The organism is Paraherbaspirillum soli (assembly GCF_042654985.1).
In the GTDB taxonomy this organism is placed as follows: Bacteria; Pseudomonadota; Gammaproteobacteria; order Burkholderiales; family Burkholderiaceae_D; genus Paraherbaspirillum; species Paraherbaspirillum soli.
The window spans coordinates 281609-300375 of record NZ_JBHSMT010000029.1 but is presented as its reverse complement, the minus strand read 5'-3'; the positions used below and the strand labels follow the sequence as shown (position 1 = coordinate 300375).

Genomic DNA, 18767 nt, shown 5'->3' with positions numbered 1-18767 from the left:
CGCCCGGTTCCACCTCAAGTTTTTCCTTGAGCGCATTCCCCAAGTTGCAGGCGCTGATGGCCGGCAGCCAGGTCAAGGGCTTGGCCGGCCCGATCCTGGTCATCATGATCCTCGGCATGATGATTTTGCCGTTGCCGCCGTTTGTGCTCGACCTGCTGTTCACTTTTAATATCGCGCTGTCGGTGATGGTGCTGCTGGTCAGCATGTACACCATGAAGGCGCTCGATTTCGCCGCCTTCCCGGCGGTCTTGCTGTTCTCGACCTTGTTGCGCCTGTCGCTGAACGTGGCCTCGACCCGCATCGTGCTGATGGAAGGTCATACCGGCCCGGACGCCGCCGGCAAGGTGATCGAAGCTTTCGGTCATTTCCTGGTGGGCGGCAATTTCGCGGTCGGGATCGTGGTCTTCATCATCCTGGTGGTGATCAACTTCATGGTGATTACCAAAGGCGCGGGACGGATTGCCGAAGTCGGCGCCCGCTTCACGCTGGATGCGATGCCGGGTAAACAAATGGCGATCGACGCCGACCTTAACGCCGGCCTGATCGGCGAAGACGTGGCGCGCAAACGGCGAGCCGAAGTTTCGCAGGAAGCCGACTTTTACGGCTCGATGGACGGCGCCAGCAAGTTCGTGCGCGGCGACGCCGTGGCCGGCTTGCTGATCATGGTGATCAACGTGGTCGGCGGCCTGATCGTCGGCGTCGCCCAGCATGGCCTGGACATCTCGGTCGCGGCCAAGAATTACACTCTGCTGACCATTGGCGACGGCCTGGTGGCGCAGATTCCGGCACTGGTGATCTCGACCGCGGCCGGCGTCATCGTCTCGCGCGTGACCACCGATGAAGACGTCGGCCAGCAATTGATGGGGCAGTTGTTCGCCAATCCGCAGGTGCTGTTCCTGACCGGCGGCATCATCGGCTTGATGGGTCTGATTCCGGGCATGCCGCACATCGCGTTTTTGATTATCGCGGGTGGCCTGGTATGGCTGGCGCGGCGTCAAATGCAAAAGACGGCGCAGGCCGCCCATGTGGCCAAGATGCCGCCGACGGTTGCCGCGGCTTCCGCCGAACCGGCCGAAGCGAGCTGGGACGACGTGGCGCTGGTCGATCCGCTTGGGCTGGAAGTCGGCTATCGCCTGATCTCGCTGGTGGATCGCAACCAGAACGGCGAACTGCTGGGACGGATCAAGAGCATCCGTAAAAAATTCGCACAGGACATCGGCTTCCTGGTGCCGGTGGTGCATATCCGCGACAACCTGGAACTGAAGCCGAACACGTATGTGATTACCCTCAAAGGGGTGGAAGTCGGGCACGGCGAAGCCTGGCCCGGGCAATGGATGGCGATCAATCCGGGGCAGGTCAGCGCCTCGCTGCCGGGGACCCCGACCACCGATCCGGCGTTTGGCTTGCCGGCGGTCTGGATCGAGAGCCAGTTGCGCGAACAGGCGCAGATTTACGGCTACACCGTGGTCGACGCCAGCACCGTGATCGCGACCCATTTGAATCACCTGATCCATATCCACTCGGGCGAATTGCTGGGCCGCCAGGAAGTGCAGCAACTGCTGGACCGGATCGCCAAGGAATCGCCGAAGCTGACCGAAGACCTGGTGCCCAAGGTGCTGCCGCTGACCACCTTGCAAAAGGTGCTGCAAAACCTGCTCGACGAAAGCGTCCCGATCCGCGACATGCGCACCATTCTGGATGTGCTGGCCGAGCACGGCGCCAGCGTCAGCGACGCCGGCGATTTGACTTCATTGGTGCGGCTGGCACTGGGTCGCGCGATCACCCAGCAACTGTTCCCCGGCGTCGGTGAACTGCAGGTGATCGGCCTCGACAGCTCGCTCGACCGCGTATTGCTGCAGGCCTTGACCAACGGCAGCGGGCTGGAGCCCGGCCTGGCCGACAGCCTGCTGCTGCAAACCCAGTCCGCGATCCACCGTCAGGAACAAATGGGGCTGGTGCCGGTACTGGTGGTGCAGCATCCGCTGCGCGCCTTGCTGGCGCGCTTCCTGCGGCGCAGCCTGCCGCAGCTGAAAGTCATGTCGCACGCCGAGATTCCCGATACCCGCACCATCAAAGTCACCGCCACCATTGGAGGTAAAGCTTGAGTACCAACGCCACAACCATCGTCGCCCCGTCCAGCCGTGAAGCGTTGCGCCTGGTGCGCGAACAACTTGGTCCGGACGCCATCATCCTGTCGAACCGGGTAGTCGACGGCGGAGTGGAAATCATCGCCATGCTGGATCAGGAAGACGTGCCGCAACCGCAGGCCACGGTGCCGCCGCCGGTTGAATCGGTGGCGCCGCTGCTGCCTGTCGCCGCAGCACCGGCACCAACACCGGTACCAGCACCTGTCGCCGCGGTGCAAGCGGTAGCGCCCATATCTACACCTGCCGCACCCGCCGCACCCATCGCCGGCAGCAACAACAGCGTCATCAGCGAAATCCATTCGATGCGCGGCATGATCGAAGAGCAATTGGCCGGCCTGGTCTGGAACGACAAGCAGCGGCGCGATCCGGTGCGCGGCCATTTGTTGCGGACCTTGCTCGGCGCTGGCTTTAGCGCACGGCTGGCGAAAGCGATGCTGGACCATTTGCCGACCGGCCAGAATTTCGCCACCGGCATGGCCTGGGTCAAGGCCGAACTGGCGCGCAACCTGCCGCTGCTGGAAAACGAAGACGCGCTGATGGACGCCGGCGGCGTGTACGCCTTGATGGGCCCGACCGGAGTCGGCAAGACCACCACCACCGCCAAACTGGCGGCCCGCTGCGTGCTGCGCTTCGGCCCGGAAAAACTGGCGCTGCTGACCACCGACAGCTACCGTATCGGCGCTTTCGAGCAGCTGCGCATCTACGGCCAGATTCTGGGCGTGTCGGTACATGCGGTCAAAGACGCCGCCGACTTGCGGCTGGCGCTGGACGATTTGCGCGACAAGCACATGGTGTTGATCGACACCGTCGGCAAAAGCCAGCGCGACCGCACCGTGTCCGAACAGGTCGCCATGCTGTGCGGCGCCGGCCGTCCGGTCAAACGTCTGTTGTTGCTGAACGCCGCCAGCCACGGCGACACGCTGAATGAAGTGGTGCACGCTTACAAGCACGGCGCCGGCGGCAACGAACTGGCCGGCTGCATCTTTACCAAGGTGGACGAGGCGACTCATCCGGGCGCATTGCTGGACACCGTGATCCGTCACCGGCTGCCGGTGCATTACGTTTCGACCGGCCAGAAAGTGCCGGAAAACCTGCTGCTGGCCGACCGTACGCAACTGGTCGACAGCGTGTTCCAGGCCGCCAGCCGCAGTTCCCTATTCGTGCCCGGCGAGGCCGATCTGGCAGAGCGTCCGGCACCGTTGAACAACGATGCCGAAGTGGCAGCGGCGGCAGCGCAAGCGGCGGCCCAGGCCGAAACCACCGAACGCCTGCGGGCCCAATGCCAGCAGCTGATCCGGGCGCTGGCGCACGATGCCGAGGAATTGGCCGCCAACGCCGCCGCACTCGCCAACGGCCAGATCGGCTTCGACGGCACCCGCGACCTGTGGCGCGACTTGGCCGACGACAACGTCAGCAGCAAGGTGCTGACGCAGAAATTGCTGAGCCAGGCACGCACCGAAATCGCATCCGCCTGTAGCGATGTCGTGCTGGCCATGGGCGGCAAGGTTGAACTCAATGCAGAACAAAGCGGCGACGCCTATATCCTGCACGGCAGCTTGCTGCTGTCGGATCGCGGCGGCATGCCGTTGGCAGCCCCGCATCAAGTGTTGAGCACGGCCGCAACAGCGATCACCACCGCGGCGATGGCGGCGGTGCCCGGACAGCGGCAACGCGATTGGCTGCAGCAACAGGATTTCGGCAAACCGCTGGTGCATCTGCTGGAGTGCATGCCGCTGCCGGAAGCGATGCAGGACTGGTCGACCGACGGCGTGCAGTGGCTGGCACGGGCCCGCGCCGCCACTCCGGTGCTGGACGGCGGCGACAGCACGACCTTGGCCAAGCTGGCCTATCAGCTGGATTTCACGCCGCAGCAAGCCGTCATTTACAAGGGCAAGGCAGCACTGCAATCGCTGGCGGAGACCACAGTCGCCCTGCGCCTCGGCAGCAAAGGCGATGCCGGCGCATTGCCTGCGCCCGCGCTGCGCTGCGTGGTGGTGCGGATCGCCGACCGCCACAGCGGCAAGCAGCTGGCGCAATGGTATTTGTTAAGCAATCTGGGACCGCAATTGGCGGCGTCGCAATTGGCCGAATGGACTCGCTGGCGCCTGGCGGCTGATCCTTATTTCCGCTTGCTCAAGCAAGCCGTCCAGCAACTCGGCGGCTGCGGCCAGCCGGGCGATGCCGACATGCTGAAGCGCTTGCTGATTGCAGCACAGGCCAGCACCACGGTGTGGCGCTTGCTGCATGCGCAGGACAGCTGGGCGCCGGCGGCGCGCAGCTTGCTGGCGCAACTGGCCGGGCGTCAGATCCGGCCCGGCGCCAGCCGGCCGGCATCGGCGGCAGTGTTGTTTGAAGGCTTCGGCAAATTGATCGTGTTGCTGGATGCGCTGGATGCAGAGGGCGCGACGAGCCCGCGCCAGCTGTCCGGCATCGCTGCGGTGCAGGGTTGATAGGCATGAGCAAGGTAGTCAGCGACCAGGCCGACGGTTTGCGGCGCTTGATGGCGCAGCACGCCGGCGCCAACCCGGTGCGCGTGTTCGCGCTGGTCGGCAGCACGCCGGCGGTCGGCGCCACCAGCGTCGCATTGAACCTGGCGGCCGCCTTGGCGCAGCAGGGCCAGGACGTGCTGCTGCTGGAAGAAAAAAGCGGGCCGCAGTCGGCCAGCGCGGTCTGGCAGATCAATACCGGCGGCAGCTGGTCCGACGTCGCCGCGCAACGCCTGCCGCTGCAAGCGGCGGCCGGACGCGCCGCCTGCGGCGTGTGGGTGTTGCCGGCAGCCGGCAGCGCCGACCAGACCGATGTGCGCAGCGTGTTCCAGGGCCAGATCGTCCTGATCGACGCCAGCCTGGACCGCAACGGCGCCTTGTCGCCGTTGGCGGCGCAGGCCGACGAAGTGATCGTGGTGCTGCGGCCGCAAGCGGCGTCGATCACCGCCGGCTATGCCTGCATCAAGCAGCTGCACTATGCGCATGCGTTGCAGCAGCTGCGCATCATGCTCAATCTCGCCACCGATGCCAACGAGGCGCAACGCGTATTGAACAACCTGGTCGGCACCGGCAGCCGCTACCTGGCGCTGGCGCTGGAACCGGCCGGCTGCGTGGTGGACGACCCGCGACTGGCGCATGCGCAGCGGCTGGGCTTGAGCGTGGTGGAAGCGTTCCAGACCAGCCCGGCGGCGATCGACTTCCGCCGCATTGCGGCCGATTTGCTGCAATGGCCGTGGCGTGCCCGCGTGCCCAACAAGCAAGCTTCGCCAGTCGGCGTCAGTCAGCCGCAGCGCGTGCTGCAACCGAGTTAATGCAACCACCGAAATTTGATCGTCTAAGTCAGTAAGGATGTCTCCATGTATACCGCGCAGGGAAAAATCGACAAGTCCGACACGCTGGCCAAGCACGCGCCGCTGGTGCGGCGTCTGGCCTTGCAACTGATTGCCAAATTGCCCGCCAGCGTCGAGCTGGACGACATGATTCAAGCCGGCATGCTGGGCTTGCTGGACGCCGCCAATCGCTATCAGGAAAACCAGGGCGCGCAATTTGAAACCTACGCCAGCCAGCGGATTCGCGGCGCCATGCTGGACGAGCTGCGCGCCAACGACTGGCTATCGCGTGGCTTGCGGCAATCGTCGCGCAGCGTGGATGTGGCGGTGCAGGCGCTGGAACAAAAGCTGGCGCGGCCGCCGACCGAACGCGAGATCGCCCAGGCCATGCAATTGTCGCTGGAAGAGTATCAGCAGCTATTGCAGGAGATACACGGTTCGCAGCTGGTGTATTACGAAGATTTCGACACCGGCAGCAACGAGAATGCGTTTCTCGATTCGCAAATCGGATTGGGCGAGCAGGGCGGTCATGGCGATCCGCTGGAGCGCATGCTGGAAAGCGGCATGCGGCACATGTTGGTCGAAGCGATTGCGGCGATGCCGGAGCGCGAGCGGCTGTTGCTCAGTTTGTATTACGAGCAGGAGCTCAATCTGCGGGAAATCGGCGCGGTGCTGGAAGTCAGCCAGTCGCGGGTGTGCCAATTGCATAGCCAGGCCATCAGCCGGTTGCGGGCGCGCTTGCATGAGACTAGCTCTAGCGAGGCGGCGTGAGGTGTTGATCGCTGCATTCTGATCCCGGTGAGCTGCTATCTGGATCGCCGTCAGCGCGGAAAACCGACATCGCCAAGCCCAACACAATTCAACGCAACCCTCGATGCTCCTGGCTCGTCAATCGAGGGGCAAAGTAACACTAACAGTTTCCAAATAGTTTTTTCAGAATGGCAAGTCAAGCAACTGCTAAATAAAAATTTAGCAAACGCTAAAGTTGAAGCGGTTTATCCCTTTAAATCAACAAATGGCGCGACACGCTTATAGCCAAGAATACAGACTGAAATTTTATGCAGGAAAACCATGGCCAAAACTACCGACAAAACAGTGGAAACTCCCAAGAAGAAAGGCAAGCTTGGTCTGATCATGATCGTGCTGGTAGCCGCCGCAGCAGCAGCCGGGGCAGCTTATTACTTCGGCATCAATCACATGAGCGCACAGGCAGCGACGCCCGCCGCCGCGCCGCCGGAAACTCCGATCTTCGTCGCGCTGGAACCGTTTACGGTCAACCTGCGGCCGGACGATCGCGACCGCTATTTGCACATCGGCGTCACGCTCAAGGTGGCCGATGCCAAATCGCAGGCGCAGTTTGCGCAATATCTGCCGGAAGCACGCAGCCGCATCCTGACCCTGTTGTCCAATCGCGAACCGGCCTCATTGGTCACCTCCGACGACAAGAACAAGCTGGCCGATGAGATCCGCGACGCGCTGAACCTGCCTTTGGTCGCCAATCAGCCTGCGCAGCATGTCAGCAACGTGCTGTTTACCGCCTTCGTCGTGCAGTAACACCCACCGACACATCAATGAGACCCATCAATGTCGTATGAACAGATACTGTCTCAGGACGAGGTAGATGCACTGCTGCAGGGCGTAACCGGCGAAGCCGATCACGCCGCTGCCGCGCCGCCTTCGCAAGATGGGGTGCAGGCGTACAACCTGGGCACCCAGGAACGCATCGTGCGCGGCCGTATGCATACGCTGGAGATCATCAACGAGCGTTTTGCCCGCCACTTGCGCAGCACCCTGTTTACCTTCATGCGCCGCACTGCCGACATTTCGGTCGGTGCGGTCAATATCCAGAAGTACGGCGATTTCATGCGCCACCTGCCGGTCCCGGCCAACATCAATCTGCTGCACATGAAGCCGCTGCGCGGCACCGCGCTGTTCGTGTTCGATCCGAACCTGGTGTTCCTGGTGGTGGACAATCTGTTCGGCGGCGACGGCCGGTTTCATATGCGGGTCGAGGGGCGCGATTTTACCCAGACCGAGCAGCGCATCATTCACCGTTTGCTGAACCTGGCGCTGGAAAGCTACGGCAATGCCTGGAAGCCGATTTATCCGCTCGAGTTCGAATACCTGCGGGCCGAGATGCATACCAAGTTCGCCAATATCGCGACCCCCAACGAGGTCGTGGTGAACACCACTTTCCATATCGAGTTCGGCCCGATCGGCGGCGCGCTGCATGTGTGCATCCCGTATTCGATGATCGAGCCGATCCGCGCTCTGCTGTCCAATCCGGTGCAGGATGAAGTCGAAATCGACAAGCGCTGGGTGACCCAGTTGTCGCAACAGGTGCAAAGCGCCGATGTCCAGTTGAAGGCGGAGTTCCAGACCATCCCATCCACCATCGGCCAGTTGTTGAAATTAAAAGCCGGCGACGTGCTGCCGATAGAAATGCCGGAATCCATCATTGCCAAAGTCGACGGCATACCGGTATTGGAATGCGGTTATGGCATTTCGAACGGCCGTTATGCGCTGCGAGTAGAGCAAATGATCAATCACCGGGACGGTGATTTAAGCAAGGGAAACGAGAATGAATGACGACAACAAGCCGGATCAAGCGGTAGACGAGATGGACGATTGGGCCAGCGCGCTGGCGGAACAAACCTCGGCCTCGCAGCCGGAGCCTGCGCCGGCACCGGCCTTTGCGCCACCGCCGGTGGCGGCCAGCACCGCCAATGTGTTCCAGTCGCTCAACGGCAGCAGTGCCGGCGTCGCCAAAACCGACATCGACATGATCCTGGATATCCCGGTGCAGCTGACGGCTGAACTGGGCCACACCCGGATCACCATCAAGAACCTGCTGCAGCTGGCGCAGGGTTCGGTGGTCGAGCTGGACGGCCTGGCCGGGGAACCGATGGACGTGCTGATCAACGGCTACCTGATCGCCCAGGGCGAGGTGGTGGTGGTAAACGACAAGTTCGGGATTCGCCTGACCGACATCATCACGCCGTCCGAACGCATTCACAAATTGAATCGATGAAGCAGAACATGCTGTCGCGGCTGGCAAGCTGTTGGCTGACCGTTGGTCTGGGATGGGCGGCGCTGCCTGCTGCGGCGCTGCCGATGAACTCGGCGTTGATCTCGGGCTCGGCGCCGGCGCAGCCGGTCGCCGTGAGCACCGCTGCCGCCGTCCCGTCATGGGGCGCGGCCGGTTTGCTGCAAGCCGGTCTCGGCCTGGCGGTGGTGGTGGCGCTGATTTTCTTGTGCGCCTGGGTGGCGCGCCGCCTGGGTTTGCAACGGCATGGCAACGGCCAACTGGTCAAAGTGGTGGCCAGCACCATGATCGGCCAGCGCGAGCGGGTGGTGGTGGTCGAGATCGGCTCATCCTGGCTGGTGCTGGGAGTCGCGCCGGGCCAGATCCAGTCGCTGCACAGTATGCCGGCCGAAGCGCTGCCGGCGGCGGACGCAGCGCCAGTCAATTTTGCCTCGCTGACGGCTAGCAATGCGGCCAACCTGTTTGCCCAAAAATTGCGGGATGCGCTAGGCAACAAACGCGCCGCTGAATAATTGAAACCTGCATCAACCATGGCAACCATGCGCCCTTTCTCTTTCCTGGCTCAACGCCGCACGCTGTTGGCAGCGCTATTGCTGACGCTGGCTCCGGCCTTGGCCATGGCACAAGGTCTGCCGGGCATCACCAGCACCCCCGGCCCGGGCGGCGGCCAGACCTGGTCGCTCAGCGTCCAGACCATGCTGCTGCTGACCTCGCTGTCGTTCCTGCCGGCGCTGTTGCTGACGATGACCAGCTTCACCCGCATCATCATCGTGCTGGGCTTGCTGCGCACCGCGATCGGCGCGCAATCGTCGCCGCCCAATCAAGTGCTGGTCGGGCTGGCTTTGTTCCTGACTTTCTTCGTGATGTCGCCGGTGTTCGACAAGGTCTACAGCGACGCTTACAAACCTTTTTCGGATAACAAGATCAGCGCCGAAGTGGCGCTCGATCGCGGCGTGCAGCCGTTCAAGCAATTCATGCTGAAGCAAACCCGCGAAGCCGATCTGGCGCTGTTTGCCAGACTGGCCCACACGCCGCAGATGCAGGGACCGGAGGACGTGCCGCTGCGGATTCTGGTGCCGTCGTTTGTGATCAGCGAACTGAAAACCGCGTTCCAGATCGGCTTCACCATCTTCATCCCGTTCCTGATCGTCGACCTGGTGGTGGCCAGCGTGTTGATGTCGATGGGGATGATGATGGTGCCGCCGGCCTCGATTTCCTTGCCGTTCAAGCTGATGTTGTTTGTGCTGGTGGATGGCTGGCAATTGCTGGTCGGGGCGTTGGCGCAGAGTTTTTATACGTAGCGGCTGAAAAAGTGTCGTAGGTCGGAAAAGCGCAGCGCCTTCCGACGTTTTGCGTACCGCCGAAAAAGGCCAAGGGCTTGACCGGCTGATGCGATTCTCGCCGTCGGAAGGCGCTACGCTTTTCCGACCTACGGTCCTTCTGTTTTACGTAGGTTGGGCTTGCCAGCCCAACCTACGTCCTCTCCATTTATTCTTTTCTCGCAGTTAGAAAATAAAATGACTCCTGAAGCAGTAATGGCCCTCGGCTACCAAGCCATGAAATTGACTCTGCTGCTGGGTGCGCCGCTGTTGCTGGTGGCGTTGATTACCGGCTTGATCGTCAGCCTGTTCCAGGCCGCGACCCAGATCAATGAAATGACGCTGTCGTTCATTCCCAAGTTGCTGGCGGTGTTTGCGACCATGGTTATCGCCGGCCCGTGGCTGCTGAGCCTGATGCTCGATTACATGCATCAATTGTTCTCCGGCATTCCGCAATTGGTCGGCTAATGTCGCCGGTCCTCTCGGTCACTTCGGCCCAACTGAGCGCCTGGATGGTGGCCTTCCTGTGGCCTTTCATACGCATGCTGGCGCTGATCAGCACCGCGCCGATATTCGGCGAAACGCTGGTCCAGCGGCCGGTCAAGGTCGGGCTGGCGGCGCTGCTGGCGATTGCGATCGGTCCTACGCTGGATCCGATGCCGGCGATCCCGGTGATTTCGGCTGGAGGGGTCTGGATCATCATGCAGCAGCTGCTGATCGGGGTCGCGATGGGCTTTTCGATGCGGCTGGTATTTACCGCGGTACAGATGGCGGGCGATTTCGCCGGCTTGCAAATGGGATTGTCGTTCGCCTCCTTCTTCGATCCCACCAGCGGCGGCAACACGATGGTGCTGGCGAGCATGTTGAACATGCTGGCGATGTTGATTTTCCTGGCGGTCGACGGTCATCTGATGGTGATCGCGACGTTGGCGGAGAGCTTCCACACTTTGCCGATTGCAGATGCGCCGCTGGCGGCCAGCGGCTGGCAATTCCTGGTGCTGGCCGGCGGTCATGTCTTTGCGGCCGGGCTGATGCTGGCGCTGCCGCTGGTGGCGGCCTTGCTGACGCTCAACCTGGCGATGGGCATCTTGAACCGCGCCTCGCCGCAATTGAGTATTTTCGCGGTCGGCTTTCCGTTGACGCTGCTGGGCGGGATGCTGATCCTGCAACAGATGATGCCGCACCTGGCGCCGTTCCTGGAGCAGGAGTTCGCGTTCGGCCTGGCCAACATGCTGCATCTGACGCAAGCGCTGCGGCCGTAAGAGTTTATGCGTAGGGCGGATGAGCGCAGCGTTATCCGCCATGATGTGCCGCTTGCGTTGGATTCGAACGGACTATCGGTGGAAAACGTCACGCTTTTTCGCCCGAATTCAAGGCCCCCTTCAAAAAACCTTCTGCGGGATTTGGCAAATTCGATACGGTTTGCCGAGGCTCCCTCGCATCAATATATTGTGATGCTGGGATCCCAGGAAAAATATCCAAATAAATCCTGGCTTTGTCCATCGTCGGAAAGTGCATAAAGCGCAAACTTGATTTCGAGGTCTTCCGTTCCGCTATTTCTCACTTTGGCATCGCAATGAGAAAAAACGCGTTTGATGTGAACCGGGGGCATGCCATCTTGCGTCTCCTCATTTGGCATCACCGCATTCCTTCTTGTTACTACATTCGCGGCAAATCGATTGAATATATTATCTTTTTTCCAGTGTTGAATATCATAAATGATTACCGCATCGTCCGAATTATCATGGGATCCTCTCGCTGAGAAAGATACCATATCCCCTGGATTTGCCCTGAAATTCAGGCTGCCGCTTCCTTGGCCGGCAATAATCCCTCGCGATCCGGTGCAAATCAGGTACAGGCCGTAATGGATAATGTTAGTCGGCGCTTCCTTAATTTGACTGGGGTTCGGGTAGTATTTTTTTACAAATTCGGTGTCAATTACGACGAGTATATTGATTTCCTGCGAACTCGCTGCCAGTACTGAATCCGTCATGATATTCCTCCAGCGTTTCCTGATAATCCGGTCTTATCAAGTTGACCCCGTTTTTGAAGTGGAATCTGGTCTCCACTATTATTTACAAAACTCGAATTTCCGAAATAAGAGTGATTGATACATTTATATCAAAAACATATTCAAAACCATGATTTTTTGATTTTCTATAAAAAGAAAGCCTGGACCGCGTCAAACGTTATCCAGGCTTATTTTCAACGCCTAATCAGTGCTTTAATTGCAGATGGATCAGGCGCTGATTATTGTTCATCAAGATACCGTGATGGTAGGATCCCAGTAGTAATATCCATGTAATTCCTGGTCTTGTCCGTTGGGGGCAAGCGTATAAAGCGCAATGAGGACGTAGAAATCTTCTGTTCCGCTGGATCTCACTTTTGAATCGAAACTGGAGAAATTGAATTTGGTTTTCTTGGCAGGCAAGCCATCATCCGTCTCCGTGTTTGGCTCGACCGCACCGGTTCTTGTTACCAAATTCGGCACAAAGCGGTTAAATACTTGATCCCCTTTCCAATATTGAATGCCGTAGACAATCACAGCATCGTCCGCATTGTCGTAGAACGAAGTACCCGTGAATGACACTGTGTCCCCGGCATTCGCCCTGAAATTCAAGTCGGCAGTCCCTTGTCCACTAATGACTTGCCTTGCGCCGGTAACGAGCATGTACTGACTATCATGCCGAATACCAACTGGTTTTGTTTTGTCTTTGCTAACGGGGTAGCCACCGTTCTTGATCTTTTCGGTATCAATTACTACGAATACATTAATTGCCTGGGAACTCGCTGCTAATGTGATCTCTGACATAGTATTCCTCCAACATTTATGTAATCCCGGCTTATCAACTAAACCCCGTTTTTTAAAGTGGGTTCTGGCCTCCACTATTTTCTTACTTGCTAAGGTTTTTCGGCGCGCCCAACTATCACGACATACTTACCCGGCAATGCCGCAACTGAGAGTCCGGCAAAGGTGGATATCACTTTAGTCATTGATATTTGCAGCGATAGCTGTGCAAGTTCGCAGCTAGGTATTGGATTTGATGTTCTTAGGAAGCGTGAATAAGCCTTGTTGAGCCATGATGAAATTCTCCCATTGAGATAACTCTCTGCACGCCACAGGGAGCTGCACGTTGATCAACGATGCAACTCAGGACGGATCGGCAGACGTACGACGCCGTCGCAGCGCTTTGCTTGCGCAAGGCGTTCCTAGAAGCACTAAAGTAGTGCGATGCGTTACCAAGGAGTAGCTGCGACTATTCGCAGCTGCAGCAATTACCAGCAGTCGCGCTTGCAGTTTGGATGCCTGCGCGCCGCATGGCACTTTGGGAAAAATCCTTGCCCCGTCGCGCACCGTTTCCGATGGCGACCTTGGCCGAGAGCTTCCACACCTTGCCGATGCACCGCTGGCGGCCAGAGGCTGGCAACAGGAGTTCGCGTTCGGTCTGGCCAATATGCTGCACCTGACGCAGGCACTGCGGCCGTAAGGGCTTATTCGTAGGGCGGATGAGCGCAGCGTTATCCGCCATGATGTGCCGCCTGCCAGCGAATACGCACCCTGGAAGGGCTGCGCTTTTCCGCCCTACCTCCTTAACAAAATTTCCTTGGTCCGATTGAATAGCCTGCCGGTTTGCTCCTGCCTATGCGTAATGCAAATACCGGCCAGAATCACCGCCGCACCGAACAGCATCTGCGCGTTCGGCAGTTCGCGGAAGAACAAGCCAGCCAGGACCAGCACAAACACCGGTTCGCTCAATTCCAGGATTTGCACTTGCGACGGCGTCAGGATCTGGATCGCGCGCGTGGTGCAATAAAAACCGCCGATCGACGGCAGCAGCGCCAGCCCGGCCAGCAGGCCGAGCGCGCTCAGCGGCGGCACTGACAAGCCGCCATGCATGGCCGGGATCAGCAGGTAGCAAGCGCCAAAGCCGAGCAGGCCGCGGGTGACGGCCAGGCCGCTGCCGAGTTGCATTTTTTTGGCAGCGACCGAAAACGCGCCGTAACCTAGCCCGGCGATGCCGGCGAACAAAAGCCCCAGCAGCCGCGTCGGCTGTGAAATGTCGAGCAGTAAAGCGAGCCCAAGCAGGCAGGTCAAAAAGCCGATCCAGCTGGCTGACGGAATCGCTTCTTTCAAGATCAGGCGACTGAGCAAAATGGAACTCAAGGCCGCCGTCGCCATCATCGCGAACACCACGTTGGCGGCCAGTTCATAGGCGTAGGCTTTGGTTTCGAAGAAAAACAAAACGAAGATGCCTAAAAAGGCACAGACGATCGCGGCCCCTATCGGCGGCTGTTGAAAACGGCGCAACGGCAAGCACCATAAAATCCCGGCGGCGATCACCGACTTATATAAAGCGATGAGTTCGGGACTCAAGCCGTAGCCGAATAATTTTTTGCTGAAGATGGCAATCGATGCGTTGAGCAGCGCCGCCGTCAGTGCGAAAAGAATCCCCGTCATATTCATTGCGTCGCCTCGATAAAAAGCAAAGGCTAGCATTGTACATAGCGCACGCATGGACGGAGTGCGCGCAAACCACCTGCCTGTCGGACAAGTGGTTTGCGACTATTTCAAAGCAGCTGAAGCCACCGTGGAGTGGCGAGCAAACCCGATCAGCCCAAAGGCCAGTTGAGGAACACGATGCTGTCGTTGTAATCGTTATCGGTGCTGTCTTCGGAGCCGATCACGACGAAGTTCGGTTTGTTGGCGAGGATGACATGGGTCGATACCAGATCTGAATTCTTGCCGTTGGCAGATATCGCTACCCGGACGTTGCCCTTGCCTGAGTTGACGACTTTCGTACCCAGGTTTCTGTCGTCGCTGCCGCTACCGCTGAATTCGGCTTGAGGTACTTCGTCCACATAGACGGTGATCTTCTGGGTATAGCCTGCGTTAACCCATGCGGTGATGCCAAACCGTGTGTTGGCAGGAAGTGTAAAGCGGTCTTGCTGAGCCATGATGAATTTCTCCAAATGAGACAACGCTCTGCACTCCACAAGGTCTGCCTGTTCGCTAACGATGCGACCGGGGACGGCTCCGCAGAGTTGTGATGCCGTCATGGCGCTTGGATAAAGCGCCGCTGGAGACATAAAAATAATGCGCTCCGACACCAAGGAATAGCTGCCATAACTACCAGCCGCCGCAGCCGCATATCGTTATGAGAAATTCGCGTTTTACGAGATGCCGTCCCCCAACAACAAAGGCCCGCACAATGTGCGGGCCCTTTCTGTTTGATGCGGTCGTCTATCGACTAAACAGCTCTTACAAATAATTCATCAGCGAAATCTTCTTCATCTGGACAAAGGTTTGCTGGGTTGCCTGCAACGCAGTCTGGCGCTGGTACAGCTCGGAAATCGTGCTGGTGTAGTTCAGGTCCTGCAAATCGGACAGATAGCTTTTGTCCGACAGGTCGCGCGTGTCGCCGGTGTTTTTCAGTGCGTCCAGTTCCTGCAAACGGGAGCCGACCGAAGAGCGGATCGTCAGTACGTTATTGAGCGCATTGTCCATCTTGACGTTGCCGGTGCTTAGGGAGTTCAGCATCTGCGCGCGCGCCGCCGGGGTGGCGTTGTCGAACGGCGTCTTGAGCGCGGTGATGATGTTGTCGAGGGATGCGAACATGTCGGTGCCGGCATTTTTGGCGGTGCTGACGCTGATGGTGTCGCCGGCGGCCGGTACGCCGCTCAAGGTGACTTGCAAACCGCCGAACTGGATCGGCGTGCCGGAAGTGTAGGCAGCAGTCGCGACCGTGACCGGCGGCACATCGGTGGTGGCCACCGTGTAATTGCCGCCGCCAAAACTGATGGTGAAGTCCTTGCCGTAGTTGGGATTGGCGGCATTGATCACCGAGGTGGCGCTGAATGTGACGTTACCGGCATTGGCGGCGTTGGAAGAAGTGATATAGCCGGCGCCGCCCTGCACCGATTGGAAAATGCTGCGGCCGTCGTCGCTGCCGGCCATCTGGCGCGACACATCGACCTGCACCAGCCGCTGTCCCTGGTCGCCGGCGTACTGCACGCTGCCGTTGGCCTGCTGCACGAACGGCGCGCTGGCGCTCTTGAAACCGGCAAACAGGAACTGGCCATTGCCGTCATCCGAATTGGCCAGACCCAGCAACTGGTCGCGGCTGCTTTGCAAGGTGGTGGCGATCGAGGCGCGATCGGCATCCGACAAGGTGCCGTTACCGGCCTGCACAACCAGGCCCTTGATGTTTTGCAGGATCTCGGAGGTGTTTTGCAGCGCGTTTTCTTCCAGCGAAAGGGTTTGCCCGGCTGCCGCGCGGCTGGCCGAATATTGCGCGTTCAGCGAGATGGATTGCGATATCGCGAGGGCGCGGGTGGAGCCGAGCGGATCGTCCGACGGCGTCAAAATCTTGCTGCCGGCGCCGATCTGCTGTTGCACGCGCAACAGGCTGGTTTGCTGCGAGTTCATGGCCGACTGGCTCTGCTCATAAAACGACTGGGTACTGATACGCATCTTGCTCTCCTGAATAGCGATTCTTTTTTAGATCGCCAAAATCGCTTCAAACATGGTCGACGCAGTTTGAATTACCTTGGCATTGGCTTGGTACATTTGCTGGTACATCAGCAGGTTCGCGGTTTCTTCATCCTGGTTGACGCCGGACACCGATTGTTGCGAAGCCTTGATTTGTGCGGTCAGGCTGGTCTGCGCGGCATTCGAGATATTCAACTGGCTGGCCTGGTTGCCTATGGTACTGACCAGCTGCGAATAAGCGTCGTTAAAACTGGCGGTGCCGCCGGCCAGGGTTTTGGTTTTTTGCAAAGCCCCCAGCAGCAAGGCATTGCGGCCGTCGGAAACGCCGTTGGTATTTTGCGCGATGGTGAAAGTATCGTTATTGGCCGGCGCGCCGCTGACTGTCGCCGTGATGCCATTGAACGTGTACGCCGCGCCGGCGGTGTAAGTGACCGCTGCACCCGCCGGATAGTTGACCACCGTGCCGTTCGGGTTGGTCACCGTGACCGGCGCCGCCGGCGGGAAGCCGGACAGGACATTCGGCATCACGGTGTTGTCGAATTTGAGCGTGACCGGCGCTGCCAGCGGCGTCGCCAGATAGTTCTTGTCGACCGAGCCGGCACTGATCGCACCGCTGCCCTTGTTGCCGACGGTATTGTTGGTGACGATAGGCGCTGCTGCCGCGACTTTGGCGGGATCGGTCAGCACTACATTCAGGTCGCGCGCACCGGTGCGGGTCGGCTGGATCAGGAACGAGTCGCCGGCATTGGCGGCGCCGGCCGGGGCCGACAGCGTGACGCCGTCGAAGCTGACCGGGAAGGTCGGCGAGTTCGCCACCTGCGTGTTGTCCGACAAGCGCGTCACCGAATACTGCAAAACGCCGGCGACGTTGGCCACATCCATCCGGTAGTCGCTGGTGGTCAATTGGCTGGTGTTGGAAAAAGACGGCGTCACTGTCAGCGTGCCGGTGTTCTTGGCGCTGGGAATAATGCCGGGGCTGGCTTGGGTAAAGAAATTTTGTCCCAATGCGCCGTTCAGGTCGACGCCCAGGTTTTGCTGCGCATTGAAATTATCGGACAAGCCGATCGCGATCCGGCCCAGCGAGTTTTGGGCGCTGCCCAGGGTTTGATCGCGGAACTGCATCAAGCCGCCCAGCGAGCCGCCGCTGAACACGCTGTCTTGCTGTTCGACCGCGACCCCGGCGGCATTGACCAGTCCGATCGCCATGTGGCTGGGGTCCGCTGCCGAGCCGAGCGCCTTCAGCGCGGTGGCCTTGTCGCCCAGCACCAGGGTCTGGCCGTTGCCGATGAAAACATTGTATTGACCGCCGTCCTGCACCACTACCTTGGTGCCGACCAGCTGGCCCAGGTTGCTGACCAGCTGATCGCGCTGGTCGAGCAAATCGTTGGGCGCCTGGTTGCCGGTGGAAGCGTTGGTCATCAAGGCGATCTGCTTGTTGATGCTGGCGATCTGGGTGGCGTAAGTATTGATCTGGTCGACCGAACCGGAAATCTGGTCGTTGACGTTGGCGTTGAGGCCGGTCAGTTGCTGATCCATCGACCGGAACTGATTCGCCAGCGCCTGTCCCGAGCTGATCAGTTGCTGGCGCGCGGCCGGATCGGCCGGCGTATTGGCGACCGCCTGGACGCCGGTAAACAGCGTTTGCAGCATCGGCGCCAGGCCGGATGTTTTATTGGCCAGCATGTCGTCGATCTGGTTGATCTGGGTCGAATACGTGGTCAGCGCCTGGTTGCTGGTCTGTGCCTGGTTCAGTTGCGATGTCAGGTATTGGTCGTAGCTGCGGGCGACGCCGATGACTTGCGCGCCGCTGCCGAAAAAGCCGACGCCGGGCTGGTAGATGCCGCCGCTGGAGGCGATCTGCGCCGATTGCCGGCTGTAGCCCGGTGTATTGACGTTGGCAGTATTGTGACCGGTCGTCACCAACGCCGCCTGCGCCGCGGTCAGGCCGCTAAGGCCGGTAAAAAACATGCTGTTCGCCATACATTCGTCCTTTAAGAGGGCTAGCGCCCGACACTGCTTATGCAGCTCACCTCGGATATAACGGCAGGCTTGGCGAAAACTTGAGGGGGATTTGCTTTAATTATTTAATTTTTGCGAGGTGGCGGCAGAGTTAAATGGGACACGGAGTGCTACGGGTTGTTTTTATGTGTTGCTCTGTCCTGACGATTTCAGATTTCCGCCTTGACCGCGACCGCAAAGCGTAGCTCACCGGGGGCGGAGTTTTTTTACGCAGGGTTATCGCGTAAATTACTCTGACCCCTTTTAGCGGGCTACGGAGTGCGGGCGGTTGCATTCGTTTGGTCTTTCGGTAGCTAACACGGTCACCACTCCGTGGATGCTCGCCGGGGGTGGCCCGGCAGCCAGTCCCTTTTCTTGCTTCGCCAAGAAAAGGAACCAAAAGAAGGCGACCGCAAGCCACTGCCCTCCCGCTGGTCGGGTCCCCAAATGG

The 18767-nt window shown here is 59.6% G+C and carries 17 protein-coding genes; 11 read left to right on the top strand and 6 right to left on the bottom strand.

Annotated features, from left to right (window positions below; genetic code table 11):
- Positions 1-56: 56 nt before the first annotated feature.
- The 11 genes from flhA to fliR all read left to right on the top strand — a co-directional run bounded on the left by flhA (position 57) and on the right by fliR (position 11090).
- The gene (flhA, locus tag ACFPM8_RS18990; RefSeq protein ID WP_379000256.1) at positions 57-2105 is read left to right on the top strand and encodes a flagellar biosynthesis protein FlhA; all 2049 of its coding nucleotides are present in this window, start codon (positions 57-59) and stop codon (positions 2103-2105) included.
- Complete coding sequence (gene flhF / locus ACFPM8_RS18985) at positions 2102-4597, top strand: flagellar biosynthesis protein FlhF (protein WP_378999874.1); 2496 nt, start codon at positions 2102-2104, stop codon at positions 4595-4597. Before flhA ends, flhF begins: the two co-directional genes overlap by 4 nt.
- Positions 4598-4602: 5 nt before the next feature.
- Positions 4603-5445, top strand: a complete 843-nt coding sequence (locus tag ACFPM8_RS18980; protein ID WP_378999872.1) for a MinD/ParA family ATP-binding protein — start codon at positions 4603-4605, stop codon at positions 5443-5445.
- Between the two features lie 45 nt (positions 5446-5490).
- The gene (locus tag ACFPM8_RS18975; RefSeq protein WP_378999870.1) at positions 5491-6234 is read left to right on the top strand and encodes an RNA polymerase sigma factor FliA; all 744 of its coding nucleotides are present in this window, start codon (positions 5491-5493) and stop codon (positions 6232-6234) included.
- A gap of 300 nt (positions 6235-6534) precedes the next feature.
- A complete protein-coding gene (gene fliL, locus ACFPM8_RS18970; RefSeq protein WP_378999869.1) occupies positions 6535-7017 on the top strand; it encodes a flagellar basal body-associated protein FliL in 483 nt (160 codons plus the stop codon).
- Positions 7018-7047: 30 nt separating this feature from the next.
- Entirely contained in the window at positions 7048-8052 is a 1005-nt protein-coding gene (gene fliM / locus ACFPM8_RS18965; RefSeq protein ID WP_378999867.1) for a flagellar motor switch protein FliM, read from the top strand.
- Positions 8045-8494: a flagellar motor switch protein FliN gene (fliN, locus tag ACFPM8_RS18960; RefSeq protein WP_378999865.1), complete on the top strand. Its 450-nt coding sequence runs from the start codon at positions 8045-8047 to the stop codon at positions 8492-8494. Before fliM ends, fliN begins: the two co-directional genes overlap by 8 nt.
- Positions 8491-9021: a flagellar biosynthetic protein FliO gene (fliO, locus tag ACFPM8_RS18955; RefSeq protein ID WP_378999863.1), complete on the top strand. Its 531-nt coding sequence runs from the start codon at positions 8491-8493 to the stop codon at positions 9019-9021. Before fliN ends, fliO begins: the two co-directional genes overlap by 4 nt.
- A 105-nt stretch (positions 9022-9126) precedes the next feature.
- Positions 9127-9810, top strand: a complete 684-nt coding sequence (gene fliP / locus ACFPM8_RS18950; protein WP_379000254.1) for a flagellar type III secretion system pore protein FliP — start codon at positions 9127-9129, stop codon at positions 9808-9810.
- A 216-nt stretch (positions 9811-10026) separates the two neighbouring features.
- The gene (gene fliQ, locus ACFPM8_RS18945) at positions 10027-10296 is read left to right on the top strand and encodes a flagellar biosynthesis protein FliQ (RefSeq protein WP_378999862.1); all 270 of its coding nucleotides are present in this window, start codon (positions 10027-10029) and stop codon (positions 10294-10296) included.
- A complete protein-coding gene (fliR, locus tag ACFPM8_RS18940; RefSeq protein ID WP_378999861.1) occupies positions 10296-11090 on the top strand; it encodes a flagellar biosynthetic protein FliR in 795 nt (264 codons plus the stop codon). The genes fliQ and fliR overlap by 1 nt, the downstream gene beginning before the upstream one ends.
- A gap of 179 nt (positions 11091-11269) precedes the next feature.
- On the opposite strand, the gene ACFPM8_RS18935 is transcribed toward fliR, so the two are convergent.
- From ACFPM8_RS18935 to flgK, 6 genes are all read right to left on the bottom strand, one after another.
- The gene (locus ACFPM8_RS18935) at positions 11270-11821 is read right to left on the bottom strand and encodes an inclusion body family protein (RefSeq protein WP_378999859.1); all 552 of its coding nucleotides are present in this window, start codon (positions 11819-11821) and stop codon (positions 11270-11272) included.
- Between the two features lie 267 nt (positions 11822-12088).
- Positions 12089-12640 carry an inclusion body family protein gene (locus ACFPM8_RS18930; protein ID WP_378999857.1) on the bottom strand — a complete coding sequence of 184 codons (552 nt, stop codon included), beginning with the start codon at positions 12638-12640 and terminating at the stop codon, positions 12089-12091.
- 771 nt (positions 12641-13411) lie between these two features.
- Positions 13412-14293, bottom strand: coding sequence for a DMT family transporter (locus ACFPM8_RS18925; RefSeq protein ID WP_378999855.1), 882 nt, complete (start codon positions 14291-14293; stop codon positions 13412-13414).
- A 146-nt stretch (positions 14294-14439) separates the two neighbouring features.
- Positions 14440-14784 (bottom strand): fucose-binding lectin II, encoded by a 345-nt coding sequence (locus tag ACFPM8_RS18920; protein WP_378999853.1) that lies wholly within the window; start codon positions 14782-14784, stop codon positions 14440-14442.
- Positions 14785-15088: 304 nt separating this feature from the next.
- Positions 15089-16300 (bottom strand): flagellar hook-associated protein FlgL, encoded by a 1212-nt coding sequence (flgL, locus tag ACFPM8_RS18915; RefSeq protein WP_378999852.1) that lies wholly within the window; start codon positions 16298-16300, stop codon positions 15089-15091.
- Positions 16301-16327: 27 nt separating this feature from the next.
- Positions 16328-18298 carry a flagellar hook-associated protein FlgK gene (flgK, locus tag ACFPM8_RS18910; RefSeq protein WP_378999850.1) on the bottom strand — a complete coding sequence of 657 codons (1971 nt, stop codon included), beginning with the start codon at positions 18296-18298 and terminating at the stop codon, positions 16328-16330.
- Between the last annotated feature and the right edge of the window lie 469 nt (positions 18299-18767).

Coding starts and splice junctions, on each gene's coding strand:
- flhA (WP_379000256.1), top strand. CDS start 57: ATGGCCGGCAGCCAGGTCAAGGGCTTGGCCGGCCCGATCCTGGTCATC.
- ACFPM8_RS18980 (WP_378999872.1), top strand. CDS start 4,603: ATGAGCAAGGTAGTCAGCGACCAGGCCGACGGTTTGCGGCGCTTGATG.
- ACFPM8_RS18975 (WP_378999870.1), top strand. CDS start 5,491: ATGTATACCGCGCAGGGAAAAATCGACAAGTCCGACACGCTGGCCAAG.
- fliL (WP_378999869.1), top strand. CDS start 6,535: ATGGCCAAAACTACCGACAAAACAGTGGAAACTCCCAAGAAGAAAGGC.
- fliM (WP_378999867.1), top strand. CDS start 7,048: ATGTCGTATGAACAGATACTGTCTCAGGACGAGGTAGATGCACTGCTG.
- fliN (WP_378999865.1), top strand. CDS start 8,045: ATGAATGACGACAACAAGCCGGATCAAGCGGTAGACGAGATGGACGAT.
- fliO (WP_378999863.1), top strand. CDS start 8,491: ATGAAGCAGAACATGCTGTCGCGGCTGGCAAGCTGTTGGCTGACCGTT.
- fliP (WP_379000254.1), top strand. CDS start 9,127: ATGGCACAAGGTCTGCCGGGCATCACCAGCACCCCCGGCCCGGGCGGC.
- fliQ (WP_378999862.1), top strand. CDS start 10,027: ATGACTCCTGAAGCAGTAATGGCCCTCGGCTACCAAGCCATGAAATTG.
- fliR (WP_378999861.1), top strand. CDS start 10,296: ATGTCGCCGGTCCTCTCGGTCACTTCGGCCCAACTGAGCGCCTGGATG.
- ACFPM8_RS18935 (WP_378999859.1), bottom strand. CDS start 11,821: ATGACGGATTCAGTACTGGCAGCGAGTTCGCAGGAAATCAATATACTC.
- ACFPM8_RS18930 (WP_378999857.1), bottom strand. CDS start 12,640: ATGTCAGAGATCACATTAGCAGCGAGTTCCCAGGCAATTAATGTATTC.
- ACFPM8_RS18925 (WP_378999855.1), bottom strand. CDS start 14,293: ATGAATATGACGGGGATTCTTTTCGCACTGACGGCGGCGCTGCTCAAC.
- ACFPM8_RS18920 (WP_378999853.1), bottom strand. CDS start 14,784: ATGGCTCAGCAAGACCGCTTTACACTTCCTGCCAACACACGGTTTGGC.
- flgL (WP_378999852.1), bottom strand. CDS start 16,300: ATGCGTATCAGTACCCAGTCGTTTTATGAGCAGAGCCAGTCGGCCATG.
- flgK (WP_378999850.1), bottom strand. CDS start 18,298: ATGGCGAACAGCATGTTTTTTACCGGCCTTAGCGGCCTGACCGCGGCG.